The 13,938-nt window shown below is 39.4% G+C and carries 15 protein-coding genes; 13 read left to right on the top strand and 2 right to left on the bottom strand.

Annotated elements, in window-relative coordinates; all coding sequences use genetic code 11:
* The 3 genes from MNV_RS14615 to MNV_RS14605 form a co-directional block, all read left to right on the top strand.
* Nucleotides 1–445: DNA methyltransferase (locus tag MNV_RS14615; protein ID WP_218838042.1), on the top strand; the 445-nt coding region annotated here is incomplete at its 5' end.
* Between the two features lie 3 nt (nucleotides 446–448).
* Complete coding sequence (locus tag MNV_RS14610; RefSeq protein WP_096206687.1) at nucleotides 449–856, top strand: protein kinase domain-containing protein; 408 nt, start codon at nucleotides 449–451, stop codon at nucleotides 854–856.
* Between the two features lie 61 nt (nucleotides 857–917).
* Nucleotides 918–1,130, top strand: a complete 213-nt coding sequence (locus MNV_RS14605) for a hypothetical protein (RefSeq protein ID WP_096206686.1) — start codon at nucleotides 918–920, stop codon at nucleotides 1,128–1,130.
* A gap of 15 nt (nucleotides 1,131–1,145) precedes the next feature.
* On the opposite strand, the gene MNV_RS14600 is transcribed toward MNV_RS14605, so the two are convergent.
* Complete coding sequence (locus MNV_RS14600) at nucleotides 1,146–2,345, bottom strand: methionine adenosyltransferase (protein WP_096206685.1); 1,200 nt, start codon at nucleotides 2,343–2,345, stop codon at nucleotides 1,146–1,148.
* Nucleotides 2,345–2,860, bottom strand: coding sequence for a gamma carbonic anhydrase family protein (locus tag MNV_RS14595; protein ID WP_096206684.1), 516 nt, complete (start codon nucleotides 2,858–2,860; stop codon nucleotides 2,345–2,347). Before MNV_RS14595 ends, MNV_RS14600 begins: the two co-directional genes overlap by 1 nt.
* A 161-nt stretch (nucleotides 2,861–3,021) precedes the next feature.
* Between MNV_RS14595 and MNV_RS14590 the strand changes: the two genes are divergently transcribed.
* The 10 genes from MNV_RS14590 to MNV_RS14545 all read left to right on the top strand — a co-directional run bounded on the left by MNV_RS14590 (nucleotide 3,022) and on the right by MNV_RS14545 (nucleotide 13,848).
* A complete protein-coding gene (locus MNV_RS14590) occupies nucleotides 3,022–3,930 on the top strand; it encodes a tyrosine-type recombinase/integrase (protein WP_096206683.1) in 909 nt (302 codons plus the stop codon).
* Between the two features lie 156 nt (nucleotides 3,931–4,086).
* Nucleotides 4,087–4,608 carry a hypothetical protein gene (locus MNV_RS14585; RefSeq protein ID WP_096206682.1) on the top strand — a complete coding sequence of 174 codons (522 nt, stop codon included), beginning with the start codon at nucleotides 4,087–4,089 and terminating at the stop codon, nucleotides 4,606–4,608.
* A gap of 107 nt (nucleotides 4,609–4,715) precedes the next feature.
* Nucleotides 4,716–5,093, top strand: coding sequence for a hypothetical protein (locus MNV_RS14580; protein ID WP_143311813.1), 378 nt, complete (start codon nucleotides 4,716–4,718; stop codon nucleotides 5,091–5,093).
* Nucleotides 5,090–5,470: a hypothetical protein gene (locus MNV_RS14575; RefSeq protein WP_096206680.1), complete on the top strand. Its 381-nt coding sequence runs from the start codon at nucleotides 5,090–5,092 to the stop codon at nucleotides 5,468–5,470. Before MNV_RS14580 ends, MNV_RS14575 begins: the two co-directional genes overlap by 4 nt.
* The gene (locus MNV_RS14570) at nucleotides 5,463–10,748 is read left to right on the top strand and encodes a LamG-like jellyroll fold domain-containing protein (protein WP_179294008.1); all 5,286 of its coding nucleotides are present in this window, start codon (nucleotides 5,463–5,465) and stop codon (nucleotides 10,746–10,748) included. Before MNV_RS14575 ends, MNV_RS14570 begins: the two co-directional genes overlap by 8 nt.
* A 22-nt stretch (nucleotides 10,749–10,770) precedes the next feature.
* Nucleotides 10,771–11,088 (top strand): hypothetical protein, encoded by a 318-nt coding sequence (locus MNV_RS14565; RefSeq protein ID WP_143311812.1) that lies wholly within the window; start codon nucleotides 10,771–10,773, stop codon nucleotides 11,086–11,088.
* Nucleotides 11,085–12,008 carry a hypothetical protein gene (locus MNV_RS14560; RefSeq protein ID WP_096206677.1) on the top strand — a complete coding sequence of 308 codons (924 nt, stop codon included), beginning with the start codon at nucleotides 11,085–11,087 and terminating at the stop codon, nucleotides 12,006–12,008. Before MNV_RS14565 ends, MNV_RS14560 begins: the two co-directional genes overlap by 4 nt.
* A gap of 6 nt (nucleotides 12,009–12,014) precedes the next feature.
* On the top strand, nucleotides 12,015–12,851 hold the full coding sequence (locus tag MNV_RS14555; protein WP_096206676.1) for a hypothetical protein: 837 nt from the start codon (nucleotides 12,015–12,017) through the stop codon (nucleotides 12,849–12,851).
* Nucleotides 12,852–12,853: 2 nt separating this feature from the next.
* Nucleotides 12,854–13,168 carry a hypothetical protein gene (locus MNV_RS14550; RefSeq protein ID WP_096206675.1) on the top strand — a complete coding sequence of 105 codons (315 nt, stop codon included), beginning with the start codon at nucleotides 12,854–12,856 and terminating at the stop codon, nucleotides 13,166–13,168.
* A 17-nt stretch (nucleotides 13,169–13,185) separates the two neighbouring features.
* A complete protein-coding gene (locus MNV_RS14545; RefSeq protein WP_143311811.1) occupies nucleotides 13,186–13,848 on the top strand; it encodes a hypothetical protein in 663 nt (220 codons plus the stop codon).
* The last annotated feature ends 90 nt before the right edge of the window (nucleotides 13,849–13,938 follow it).

Genomic DNA, 13,938 nt, shown 5'->3' with positions numbered 1-13,938 from the left:
TTTACGGCAATTTTGGAATCTTGCTATAGTTCTGCCAGATAATAGTATTGATGCTATAATATCAAGCCCTCCGTACATGAATGCCTTAGATTATGCAAGAGACAATAGGTTGAGATTATGGTTCTTGGGAGAAAAAGATTATAAAAAATATGATACAAAAAGCCCACGTAACCTAGAAGATTTTAAAAATTTAATGAGAACTGTAATTAAGAATTTATATCCAGCTTTGAAAATGAATTCCTATTGTGTATTTGTTCTTGGAGATGTGAATAAATCCAAGAAATCGATTAATACAGCATTAGCAGTTATTGATATTGCAAATAGCATGGGTTCCTTTGATTGTGAGGATTTCATTCAAGATGAAGTCCCCACTTTTAGAAGGGCAAGAAAAGAAGGGGCTTGTACAAAAAATGAGTGGATAGTTGTTATGAAAAAGGTGGGGTAGAAATTGAGAAATTCAAATCTTCCGCCATTTAATCAATTAAGAGGAAAAAGATTTTTTAACTACGAATTAATTGAAGAAATTGGTAACGGAAAAGTAGGTGTTGTTTATAAAGCTTATAATAAAGATATAGATCATTATAGAGCAATTAAAATAATTCCCCTGAAAAAATTAAAATCAAACTGGCAAATGGAAATAATTAAGGTTGCAAAATTAGAAGGAATCCCACAAGTAGCGCAATATCACGACCACAAACCTCATGAAAATGAACCTTATGAAGTATTTGATGGCAATTCGTATGCATGTATTTTATGGGAATATGTACCTGGCGAAAATCTAAGTAATTTTCTAAAAAAGAGACCCAACGCTATAACACTTGAATTTATCAAACAGGTTATAGATCAATACACATAAATGCATTATTGCTCCAACTGGTAGCAAACTACAAACATTAGGTGTTTTATTTTTTAAACAAATGTTTCCAGAAATACAATTAGTTTATCCAGTAACCGCAAAGTTTTCAGAAGAATATACCAAAGGATGCAAAAATATTTGGTATATAGAATTTGAGAACTTTTCTGAGTTCATGAAAAAACTTGGAAATTTTAGAAAAACTGGATTAAAACAATTAGAAAATGTTTTGCGTGAACAGGATGAGATTTATTGTGGTAGTATTGAGAACGAATAGGTAAATTAAAATAATTTAGACCACCGCTATCCTCCCATACGCCAGTTCCATGCAGAACTCCCGGATGTTCGCAAGCTCCTTATCAATGACCTCGTTTATCTCTTTCTCCACGCTCCCGATCGACCCTTTCTCCATTATCACCTGCGCAGCAGCTATCTTCGGCTGGTCGATGGGTTCACCTATCTGGCTCAGCAGCCACACATACACTTCCCTGAGATCGGGGACGTTCATGTATATCTCACTGGCGATCCTGTGGCTCAGTACGTTGTAAATCTTCCCGACATGGCTCACAGGATTTTTCCCTGCCGCGGCCTCGCTGCTCACAGGGCGGTTAAGAGGAATGATGCCGTTCACGCGGTTCCCCCTTCCCACCTGGCCTGAATCCGCATCCTCGGCTGAAGTACCTGTTACCGTAAGATATATCCCGCCCATGCCTCTTCCTTCCCTGTCCAGCATGTTTAAATAAACAGAAGTCCGAAGTTCCGTTCGTTCGGATACGTACGCTTTTATCTCTTCCAGGAGTTCGTCTTTTTTTTGGAAATAACCTCTCTCTGATTCTATGAACATATCCACAAGCGGGTCGGCGACTGTCAATTGGAGTTCATTCCCGATCCTGAGTCCCATGACTTTAATATCCTCCCCGGATTCGGGGAACCTTTCTTTAAAACCCGGGGAATTCAGGTGTTTTTCGGTTTCAAGCACTATGGTCTCAGTCGGTGTCATCGGGGCATACCCGACGGCAGCCGAGGTATCATTGGCTCCGAGAATAGCGTTTTTTCGCTTGAAGATATCCGTAAGCTCAGCCGAGCCGCTGGCGATTTCGACCTGGTACTCGATCAAATCCGGATTGACAAACCGCATGTTATCTCTTAACCATTGTTTTGCAGTATCTATTGCAATATTATTTACATCAATGAACTCGCCTTCCACCTCAAAAGTGGCCCTGTCACCAAAAATAATACGCATCGGCTTTAATATCACGCCTCCGCCGAATTTCGTTTTTACCTCTCCAGCCACAAGCATTCCCTTGTCGATATTGTGGTGCATGATAGTCCCGAACCGCCCCATATATTCCTTTGAGAGTTCGACAGAGACCTGGTTCATTATCGAATCGCAGATATAATCGGGATGCCCAAGTCCTTTTCTTTCAACGACCTCTACTTTTCTCTCAGTGATGGGGGTTGCGCCAAGTTCATCTATTTCTATATTCCGCATTAGTGCTTACCTTTCATTTTCAGGTATTTCTCGGTCAATTCCTCATAATTCTTCAGGGTATTTTTTATGATTTGCAGGTCCGCCTCTGTTGTTGTCCTCACATGCTTGCATGGTATCCCGAACACAACACTGTTCGCCGGGATTTTGTGACCAGGCGGGACAAGTGCCCCTGCCCCGATAATAGCAGATTCCCCGATTTCGGCGCGGTGCAATATAGTAGCGTTCATACCAATAAGCGCATTATCCTTTACCAGGCAGCCGTGCATGACACAGCCGTGACCGATGGTAACGCCATTGCCTATCTCGACATTTGATTCATCCGCGTGTATGACAGCGCTATCCTGGATATTACAGCCCCGCCCTATGATGATCTTTCCCCTGTCACCCCGGACAACAGAGTTGAACCAGATACTTGATTTTTCCCCTATCGATACATCCCCTATGACGCACGCGGTCTCTGCTATAAAAGTGCTCTCCGGCACAGATGGTTTTTTATCGCCAAACGGATATAACATATTCACTCCTTATGCTTTTCGGGAGTTCTCCCGTTATCTCCCATCATAAGAGGCGCTTTTTTACATATTTAGGTATCGGTGATATCGATTAGGTAATCGATTAAATTATCGATTAAAACTTGTCTCTATATATAGAGGTCGGTTTTTCCTGATTGTCGTATATGTTAACTTTTGAAAAAGCTATGGAAAAATATAGGGCTTGGATGATAAGACGGAATTTTTCACAGCGAACTATTCAATATAAGAATGATTTCTTCAGACCCTTTGGTAAATGGCTCTTTGGAACTCATCCTGAGGCTTATCAGGACGTTAGGGCTGTAACCTGTGAGGTAATTGATGATTATCTGGACTTCGTTGCTCTAAAAGGTTTTAAACCGTCCTCTATGCAAACTTCGATATCTAATGTAAAGACGTTTTTTAAGTTTCTGTATAGAAATGATTTGATATCTGAAGATCCTACTAGGAAAGTGGATAATGTCAGGGTTCCGAAGAAAGAAGTTATTTACGTTCCGCATGAGGAAGTAATAAAAACTCTTGATGAGATGTTTATAAAATTCAGGAAGGGGAACCGTTATGAGGTTGCGGTTCGTGATTATTTTATTATTCGCTGCGCCTATGTAACTGGCTGGAGGGCTTCAGAGTCCCTTGCTTGTAATCCTCAGGAGGATATCAACTGGGATACTGGTGAGGTGTATATTCCAAAGAGGAAAGGCGGAGGAGATGGATATGTCTATTTGGATCAGGAGACTCTTAAGAAGCTGAAAGAGTGGTATTATTCAAATTATCCAAATGGAAAGCGGCTCTGGTACACGATTGGCAGCAAAAAGGGAAAGCCAATGAAATATCAGGGTTATAAAAAAGTATTTTTGAAATATTTTGGAATGGGTTCGCATCGCATTCGTGCGAGTTTTGCTACTCATTTGCATTTTCAGGGTGTTGATGTAAAGGATATCAAAGACCTGATGGGTCATAAGAGTATAACATCGACAATGAGCTATGTAGCGAAGGATAATAATAAATTGAAACAGATTCATCGTGAGAAGAATCCTTTTTCTAAGGGTGCGACATGATATTATATATCTTTGTTAATTAAAATAATATCAGGTAAATTAAGTGTTTTTTATGAAAAAATTTGAGCGATTATCGATTAGGTTATCGATAATTTAATCGATTAAAAATAAGGGGTTTTTATACTTGTGTTTTTTCTGACCTTAATTGGTGATAAAATGTACACCGTAGGACAGAAATTAGAACATCTCAAGGACCAGATAAATAGTGGTCTGAGAGAACATATTGAAGGCTCAAGCACTCTATTAAAAGTGCGGGATGCCAAGGATAGATTTGCAGACAAAATTATCGCTGTTGGCATGCAGGGGCAGCTTGCGTGCATGGGCTGTGTAAGCCTTGATAAGCTTGTTTCCGGCATGCAGGCATCGGGAAAGAGAATAAAGCTCTTTCTTGATGATAAAGAGGTCAGCGATGTTCCGGGCTTCCTGAAGAATGAGGCGGCTGAAGTTAATGCTAAGTCTCTGATGGTGCTGATTGTAGGTGGCATCATTGTGATGAAGCTGGCTTCGACGATGCTTCCTCAGGCAAATGCAGACTGGACTGCTGCGACTGCGGCTGGTGGCGCCATGGCGAATGCGTCTGCTTCGGATAAATCGACCTGGAATACAGGTGGCTCTTTGATACCTGTCTTCGGTATTGCGATCGTTGCAGGTATAACTATACGTGCTTTCGGACACTGAGAAAATTTTTTAATACAGTATATGAACGGCGGTTGTTTTTTTATGATAGGAAGTGGTGGAACATTGTAAGGCTTCCTGATACTGTTGCAGCGTGCAATAAAATTAGGGTGGATAGGAAATATGCAAGAGAATCTTATTGGCATAAGACTGTTTTAGTTAGTTTAAATGTTGGGGAAAAATATGTTGTTTCTTCTGTAGTTAAGGTAAATGTCAATAAAGTAACGGGTGTTGTTTCTTTTGCTGCAGCGGGATTGAGGATTAATGGGTGTGATGTTCATCCAGGTAAGAATCAGAAGCTTCGTTGTACTAATCAGCATGCTCTTGAAGTGATTGAAAGAAAGAGAAACTGGCAACGGGAATATAATATTGAGTATAATTTAAAATATAAAAGAAAAAAAGAACTTTTAGAACGGGAATCTGGTGTAAGTGCTTGTAGCGCTTCTCAGCCCGCCGATTGTAAAAGTTTGTTGGAGATGATTTTATGAATTTTATGAGAAGTTTTATTCTTCTGTTCTCTGTCATTCTTGTTTTGTCTGCTTTAATTCTGCCTGTCGATGCTTTGTCTCAGGCGACTATAACCCAGTCTACTAAGAACTATTCATATTATTTGGGTGTTGGTGATAAGGTCGCTCAGACGTTTTCTATTGTTAGTCCGAATCGTGTTTCCTTTGATCAGGCAAGTATCTATGTTCAGAAATCGGGTAATCCAGGTACAGGGCTTAGAATCTCGTTAGTTCTTGGGGATGTCAATACTAAGTATGCTAAGCCGTCTGATACAGTAGTTTGCTCTGCTGTTGTATCTTCTTTGGTTATAAATGATAGGTTGGATAACGCCGGATTTGGGAGATTGTACTTTGACTAATCCATCATGGAAGAGATACGCTATAGTTGTGGAGCCAGAGACACCGGCTAGTTATAATGGTGGATATATCATTTGGGGAACGTGGCAGAATAGGTATCATGATGGGTATATGTCGTTTTATTCTCCTTCGGGATGGTCTGGATATGGAAGTTCTACTGAAGATATGCTGTTTATTTTTACATATACCTGGGATAATAGTGTTCTTTCTCCTAGTTACCCTGTGAAAGTTAGTCCGGTGGATGGTTCAACCAATGTTGGTTATAAGTTGGATTATGAGCAGGAAAATGCTACTGTTGGTTTTTCGTGGAATGCTGTAACTGATTTGGATGGTGATAATCCGGTTCACTATTATGTTAAGGCTAATAGGGACGAGTCCGGTATTTTTGTTAAGCTTCCAGAATGTAGCGGGGTAACTGGTTTAAGTTGCCAGGCATCGGGTTTTAATTTCGATGAATATTATCAATGGCAGATTTACGCGGTTGATAACTGGTGTTATACTCATTGTGTTAATGTTACAAGTCCGTTGACTTCTTTTAACACTGGTATCGAAACATATGCTACGTTCACTTCTGATCCTAATGGTACTCATAGGGTGCATAATGTAGGGCAGGGGACTGAGATATATCGTTCATATCAGATACGGAATTATACCGTTGGTGGGTATTACACTTTAAAATTGATCGCTCCAAATTCGAGCGTGGTAAATGTAACGTACATGAATGGTGATTCGTATAAGGGTAGTCACCTGTGGCAGATAAGTAATAGTTCTATTGGAGTATGGACTTCTGAATTAGCTTCATGTAATTCAGGGTATATTAATTGCGTTTTATTGGCTCAAACGACTGTTAATATAATTGAGGGGTTGTCAATAGAGTTTATTGATCCTACTCCTGATGATGGAGTTGTACTACCATATGCAAGTAATGTGACAATAGCTACTTATTCTGTGGGTGTTTTGAACAGATCGTCATCTATAATTGATTTTGATGATGATTTGTCTGCCTGGTATAAGTTCAATCTTGATACAACTGATAGTAGCGGTAATCATAATGATGTTTCCTGGGTGGGAACTCCTGGTTATGGTGATGGTATGTTTGGGAATGGTATTACTTTGGATGGTTCAAATCATGTTACTGTTGCAAGTAATTATAACATACTTTTCGATAATGCGTTTTCTGTTGATGCCTGGGTAAAATTTGATAATACTACGGGTGTACAGGCGATTGTATCAAAGGGTCGCTCGGGTCCGACTGGTTGGGGCTTTAATCTTGTTAAGGGTAGTGGTCAGTATTTTAGATTTTACTTTTATGATGATAATGCGACTCGGCATTATCTTGATTTTGGGAGTGTAACGGCTGGTGTGTGGTATCATCCTGTTGTGACCTATGATGGAACTTTAGTTAGATCGTATCTTAATGGAACTTTTGTTAATAGTATGGCTGTTGAGGGCTTTACTCCATCAATAGATAATTTGACTATTGGTCGTTATTCTTATTCAGATACTTGGTATGTTAATGGAACCATAGATGATGTGAAATTATGGAATAGAGCGTTATCTGAGTATGAAGTTGCTGCTTCTGATGATGCAAGGGTTGTTAATCAAATAGAGAATGCATTTTATGATTTAGACCCTGGAATTTATGAATATACCGGGTATTTACAGGATGAGACGGGATTGGAAGTAAATACAGGTACAAGAAGTTTTGATATTCCTCAAAATTATCTGCCTGGTGATCCTTGGGGGATGGGTGTTGATGTACTTGCAGATTATATAAATTTTTCATGGCATGAAGGTGCGCCTTATGTTACTCGGTATAATGGTACTTATGGTATCACTGAGGTTCCTGATGTAGATAATTTATCTGTTACGAGTTCTGGTTTGACTATATCATTGTGGGTTCGACCTGATGTGGTTGATTTTGGAAATTGTACTGTATCAGGGGATAAGATTGTGAATGGTACTCTGCTTCCTAATGAGGGTTGTTATCTGATGTATGCAGGGAAGATGGGAACTAATGAGAACGAGTATGGTTTTAGGATATATAACAAATCGGGTGGTACAAGACCTAACCGAATGTCATTTTATTTATTTAATCTGGTTGGTGGTCTGGGTGTTGGCAGTTATGTTCAAGACCCAATTGTACCGGGCGAATGGATGAATATTGTGGGTAAAGTGGATAGTAATAAGACTTACCTATACAAGAACGGAAAGCTTAGAGATAGTGATGTATATGATGGTTCAACTGGTAAGCTCGTAATAACGCCTGGTAATGGTAATGCGCCTTTCAGGTTAGGTTCTGCGGATTTAAAAGGGGAATTTGAGGGAGCTATAGAGGATTTGAATATATGGAACAGGTCTTTAACTGATGAAGAGATAAAATTGGTATATGAAGGTTTGTTGCCTGATAGTGGACATATATACAGTTTTAGTAGTCAGACAGATAATACTTTGGAGTTAAATGAGTCTATTAGTGGTGTTAATGGCATTTTAAAGGGGAATGTAACTTGGGATCATGGTCGTGGTTATAATTCCACTGATTCCTTTGATGTTATAGAGCAGGGTATTGTAGCCGGTAATTATGTAAATGAGACTTATTCAGGATATGATTATACAAATTATCTCGAACAGGATTTGATTGTTGGAGATTTTATAAATCTTGCTGTATGGGGATATAATAGTTCATTCTTGGGTACAAGAAGTGTTCATAGTGTCTCTATGAGTGCTTCTTCAATGGGCTATGATCCTTCTGGTTATGTCAATGATACGGCTGGTAATCCTGTTTGGCGTGCGTCTGTGAAAATAAGTAATGTGACATACAGTGATCTCGTTTATACTGATGCTGCTGGTCTGTATAATGCTACTATTTATGAAAGTGGGGATTATATGTATGATATTTCAGCAGATGGGTTTACTTCTATTTCGGGAACTCAGCATTTTGATGTAGGGGGAGTAAATAATAATTTTACTTTGACATCAACTATGGGGCGAGTTTATGGTACTGTTTTTGAATATACGGAACAGGATAATACTCAGGCTATATCCGGTAATTTGAATAGAATGAGGCAGGTGCTTGATAATGGTGGACATCTCTGGAAGATTTTTTTAGGTGGTACAATGGCTGCTTCATTGGCTCTTGAGCCTATAGATGGCAGGGAGTATGTGATAAAACTACAGGATTTGGATATATCAGGTAATCCTGCAAGATTGCGATTGTTGGAGAATGGTAATGTAGTTGCTGATGAGATTGTCTATAAAGGTGGAAAACTTCGTTATCTTTCTTCTGAGACTTCTGAGGTAAGGACTTATTTTGATGTTAATGTTGTGAATACATTTTCATCAAATAGTGGAGAGATTCAGTTTGTTGAGGTATCTATTGGATATACTACTGAGAATGTGTGTGGTCTTGGTTGTTTTATGTGGGGTTTTGTTGAATACTGGGTAAAGTACTTTTCTAGTGTTCCTGCGAATTTAAGGGCGTTTGTTGATTTTGAGAACTGGCTTTTGCAGGGTCCGAATAATGGTGGCGCAACTGTTACTTTTAATTGCTCGCAAGGTGGGAATTATTTCAGTGATGAGATATTCGATTTCAGTAATACTTCGAATATGAATACGGTTTACGCAAATTTGAATATCTACAGGTCGTCATGTAATGGTGTTGTGAGTTATGGCTTTTCGGACGATCTTGATCAGTATGGGGACGACTGGAGGAAAGAACCCGGGTGGCTTGATTTTAATATTGCCGGTGTAGATACTGGTAAAGGTCAGATGTTAGTAGGTAAGGATAGGAATTTTATTGATGTAGATCGTAATGGGAATAAGAAGATCAAGCTGTGGTTGTGGTTCCATGCTACAGGCAATGGTGAATTTGCTTTTAATCATTATGTGACTGTTACTTGTGCGGGTACTGGTTGTAATCTCAAACCTCTTCCTGGTGCTCTGGTTTATTATAATTCTGCTTATAATGTAGAAACAGGGGTGGATGGTACTTATTCTATGTTTGTGCCTTTGGAGAGTGGTGTTAATATCTCTTATTCTAAAGAGAATTATGAAATAAAATATGTGAATCTTACATTTAATTCATCGTATCGAACATTTGTTCAGGATATGGTTATAAATTCGACAAATGTTACTCCCATTGTTTTGAATTATTCTATAAAAGTAACTCCTGATCCATCTTATTATGGTTCTCCTCCGATAATTAATTATAAGCTTTTGCATGATTATTTTAATTACCGGATAGCGATATATCCTTTCGGTGTCGATGAGCCTGTTGATGTTTATGGTTCTGAGTCTAAAGTAATTCCAGATTGGCAGGGTTCTATTCTGATGAGGCAGCTTAGGATAGGTACTTATAATGCTGTTATTGAAGGTACTAGCTTTTGTGTGCCTTTAACTGATTTATGTATTGGTTGGACTCCTAAGTTATCAGATACTTTTGTGATTGATAGCAGTGATCCAACTGTCTCGTGGACATCTGAACTTTATTATATGAATCAAACGATGCATTTAGTTGTTACTGTACCTTCAGGGAGTCAGAATATTACGGTTAAATATCCTAATGGTTCTGTTCTTCCTTCTTATCCTGTCACTCAGTCTCAGACATCTGCGCCTGTAGATTATTTATTTGATACTTCAAGTGCTACTTATCCTCCTGGGAGATATATAGCGAATATCTCAGGTGGGAATACTGCGATTGCTGAATTGAGTCCTATTTCAGATAATGGGTATAATTTGTCTGCTCCTTCCTCAGTGAATTGGGGTAGTTCGTTCGTGGTAAAATATGTTTCCCCTGCGAGCACTCAGTTGATTGTCTATGACAGTAACGGGATTGCATTAGGGAGGTCTGTTTCTGTCAAGGACACTGGTTCTGTTAATATAAGTACATCTAATTTTCCTGAGAAAGAGCAGATATTGAAGATTAGTCTTGTAGATCGTGGTGGTGATGCTAAGGTTTCAATTAATGTCGTACTTAAGGTTAGTGCTACCGGCGGCTTCGGTGAAGGCGAAGTTGAAGGTGATTTCTTCTACAATTTCAAGTCTTTGATATATGCCTGGTTTGGATCAAGTCCTGCTACTCTAGGGGCTGTTGCGATGGCGATTATGGCTTTATGTGCCTTTGTATTGTTTAAAGCTATACCTCATCCCATTTTCGGGATGGTAGGTGCTTTAATGGGCCTGTGGATTGATGTATCAGCATCTTTGCTCCCTATGTCATATGCTGTTGTGATTGGCATACTTGCAGCTGGCACGTTTGCGGCAATGCTCAAGAAGGGATGATATGGGTGCTCAGGGGAATTTATTGATAATTTTTTATGTTATCGTCCTTTATTCCTTTATAGGATGGTATGTTAATGATATTTATAATACCGAGGATGAGAACGCGTTTCTATTCACTTATGGAGATGAATTTAATACATCTCATACCAATGAGGATTCCTTTGGCTCGGGGTTTATGGGATATCTGGAAGCGGCATATGAATATGGAAATTTCTTATGGCGGCTTGCTTCATTCCAGGATTCCAGGATTCCATCTGTAGTTAATATGCTTGTGATATTGCCTCATGATCTGATGCTTATCGGAGCTGGTGTTTTCCTGATTCGTGGTGGTGGTTCATGAGTACCCTTCGTACTTTTCTTTATTTCTCGCGAAATAAAAAGGTTCAGTTCATAGCAGGTCTGTTGATGATATTTTTATCGATAACGATTGCAAGGGCTGATACTGTTAATATCACTGATGGGTATGCCATGTCCTTAACTTCTGATATTGGGAGTCCGGCTAATGCGACTGCTTATTACTTTGATGGAATTGCAGGGAGCTGGTTAAACCCGAGTTCTGGAAGTGTTCGTGCGTATATCCCTGTGTCTGGAAATATTACTCGTATTTTCATTGGCTGGTATGCAGCTTCTGTTGCAGGTTCTGGTGAAACAATACAAACTTATTTGAGATATGATAATTCGGTTGAGTATTTTGTGTCAAACGTATCAAGTACTAATGCAAATAAGCTGTTTTACAATTTTTCTATGAATGTGCCGGTCCAGATGGGACATTATTTTGAGATTAAAGTTGTTACTCCAACGTGGGTAACTAAGCCGACAAATGTGTATCTGTCGGGGACTGTGTATATTGAGACTCTGAATTATTCTCAGGTGATAACTGTGAATAATGTTACGAATGTAACCAACATTACCCAGGTTACTAATATCACTCAGCAGGTAACGAATGTAACTCAGGTAACAAATCTTACGAATGTGACTATTGAGGCTAATAACAGTGCTATTAATTCCGGAGGGATTGAGAATATGCTGGAAAATCTTGGGAGTGTTTTGTTATTATTCGGTTTGCTTCTTGGCTCTGCAAAGATCAAGAAAACTTTCTTTATACCGATAGCAGGTGTAGTTTATTCGATGTGGATGGGTTTCACTTTCATTGATCATACGGATCAATATGCTTACCTGCTTTCAGGTATGGTCATTGCATTAATGTGCGGCTTTGCATTGATGGCGTATTATCGTTTTGTGGAAGCTACACGCGGGTGAAAAAATATGAGTTTAGAGAGATATCTGATAAATTATCTTACCGGGCGTTTGCCTATTGGTGAAATGTTTGGAATAACTTTTTACTGGGTACTGGCTGCGATTATAATCATCTGGGTATATACAAGATGGGAGAGGCGTAAGAAGTCTCAGAAGCTTATTGTATCCGGTGAGGAGAGATCAGGTGATGCTTCAGCAGGGGAGAAGAAATTAGAAGATGTTTCTTATTCTAAGCCTTCGTTTCCGCTTCCGCATGGTAATTTCATTATATATTGCTGGGAGCGTTTCCGTGATGGGTTTCTGCGGATGTGGTATTATAATTCGTTTACCGTTATTCGTCTTAAGAAAACGGGAAAGGTTGATCACAGGGCTTACGTTGTAAAGCCTGTGCAGCAGAATACTATTAATTGGGATAACTGTACCTATGATGTTAAGAATCTCTTTCTAATTCGGCGTAGCTATTTTATGTTTGTGATTGAAGGCTGTCGTGAGCCTGTTGATTTCTCTAAATGGGCGGAGGTTATGGCTCTTGTTGAGATCAAGATGAATAAGGAGAATTATGATACCTGGTCGGAAGAGGATAAAAAGAAATTCGGTAAGTTTACCTTTGACGCTTATGTCGCCTATAACAAGATGAATAATCGCAATGCTGAGCTTCTTGGCATGACGGGTATCCCGGATATGCGGATTATGTTTTATGGTGTTGTCATAGCTGCGGCTGCCGGTGTTATTCTTGTACTGATGATGACCGGCATAATTGGCTCATCAATGAAAGATGGATTTGAGATGATGAGATCCGGGATAGTTGAGGTCTTAAAGAACGTGGCTGTTACGAAGGGAGGTTAATAATGGACTCTCCCTTTAATGGTGTTACACAGGCGAAGATAGTAGATCCGGCAGTTCTCATCAATGCTATAGATCGTAAGTTCAAAGCCTGGCTGAGTTCCTTCCAGGTCACGGTATTTGCGCGGTCCCTGGCTTTGCAGAGATATTATTCAGATCAGAAGGTTGATGTGGTCAAGGCATTCATAGATGAGTCAATAGAACTCTCTGGGTCTGTTAACGGTAAGAATGTCGAGGGATATATCAAGGTCGCTAATACGCGCGTATATGTGGCTGATAAGAAGCGCACAACGACATTAGAGACTGAAAACTCGGTATGACCTTGATTACTCCGAAGATGGCTTATATAGCCAATCTTCCTCTGTATTACATGCCGTTGTGCCTGAGTGCGGATGTTGGTCTGCCTGGTACTGGTAAGACCGCATTTGCTGTTTTAAAAGGCATACAGGCTTATTGCAGGGGTGCAAAGCTGTATTCTAATGTAATTATTCATGATGAGTTCGGCAATGATCTAAGGGCTGAAGATGGGCGTTTGGATGCTGATGATCCTGGCGAATGCCTTGCACAACTGGAAGATGTCTTCCGGGATATCCGTGATAATGAGTCCTGGAATGAATTGAGATATCTTATTCTTGATGAGTTTTCATCTATAGCGGATTCGCAAACTTGGAAGAATCATTCTTGGACCAGTCAGATCTGGAAGCAATTAGCGAAGCTTAATTTTACTGGTGATGCTATCGATCAGAATTTTAGCAGGATTTACAATGGTTGGAGAGACCTTGTTGTATATAAATATGTTATTACCGATGTTGATATTAATGGAAGTTTTGTTCCCAAGCCATGGTGTAATGTTGTTTTAGGGAAACAGAGTCCGAATGATCATACGCGGTATACAAGAGTGAGTGACTTCTATATTAATCTCTCATTGGTATATGATTTTTATTTACGACATCAGCTCATGTACTTTGATAAGAAGGGAGGAAAAAATGGTAAGAGGTAAGTCAGATTCTGAAGTTGCTTGTAAAATTATCAGAAATAAAAGAGAGTATGATAGGCGAAATTATTTGGCACCAGTATGATTTTGGGGCAC

The sequence above is a fragment of the Candidatus Methanoperedens nitratireducens genome, from assembly GCF_900196725.1.
GTDB classification, from domain to species: domain Archaea; phylum Halobacteriota; class Methanosarcinia; order Methanosarcinales; family Methanoperedenaceae; genus Methanoperedens; species Methanoperedens nitroreducens_A.
This window is presented reverse-complemented; position numbering and strand designations above follow the sequence as displayed.

Coding starts and splice junctions, on each gene's coding strand:
- MNV_RS14605 (WP_096206686.1), top strand. CDS start 918: ATGTTTCCAGAAATACAATTAGTTTATCCAGTAACCGCAAAGTTTTCA.
- MNV_RS14600 (WP_096206685.1), bottom strand. CDS start 2,345: ATGCGGAATATAGAAATAGATGAACTTGGCGCAACCCCCATCACTGAG.
- MNV_RS14595 (WP_096206684.1), bottom strand. CDS start 2,860: ATGTTATATCCGTTTGGCGATAAAAAACCATCTGTGCCGGAGAGCACT.
- MNV_RS14590 (WP_096206683.1), top strand. CDS start 3,022: ATGTTAACTTTTGAAAAAGCTATGGAAAAATATAGGGCTTGGATGATA.
- MNV_RS14585 (WP_096206682.1), top strand. CDS start 4,087: ATGTACACCGTAGGACAGAAATTAGAACATCTCAAGGACCAGATAAAT.
- MNV_RS14575 (WP_096206680.1), top strand. CDS start 5,090: ATGAATTTTATGAGAAGTTTTATTCTTCTGTTCTCTGTCATTCTTGTT.
- MNV_RS14560 (WP_096206677.1), top strand. CDS start 11,085: ATGAGTACCCTTCGTACTTTTCTTTATTTCTCGCGAAATAAAAAGGTT.
- MNV_RS14555 (WP_096206676.1), top strand. CDS start 12,015: ATGAGTTTAGAGAGATATCTGATAAATTATCTTACCGGGCGTTTGCCT.
- MNV_RS14550 (WP_096206675.1), top strand. CDS start 12,854: ATGGACTCTCCCTTTAATGGTGTTACACAGGCGAAGATAGTAGATCCG.
- MNV_RS14545 (WP_143311811.1), top strand. CDS start 13,186: ATGGCTTATATAGCCAATCTTCCTCTGTATTACATGCCGTTGTGCCTG.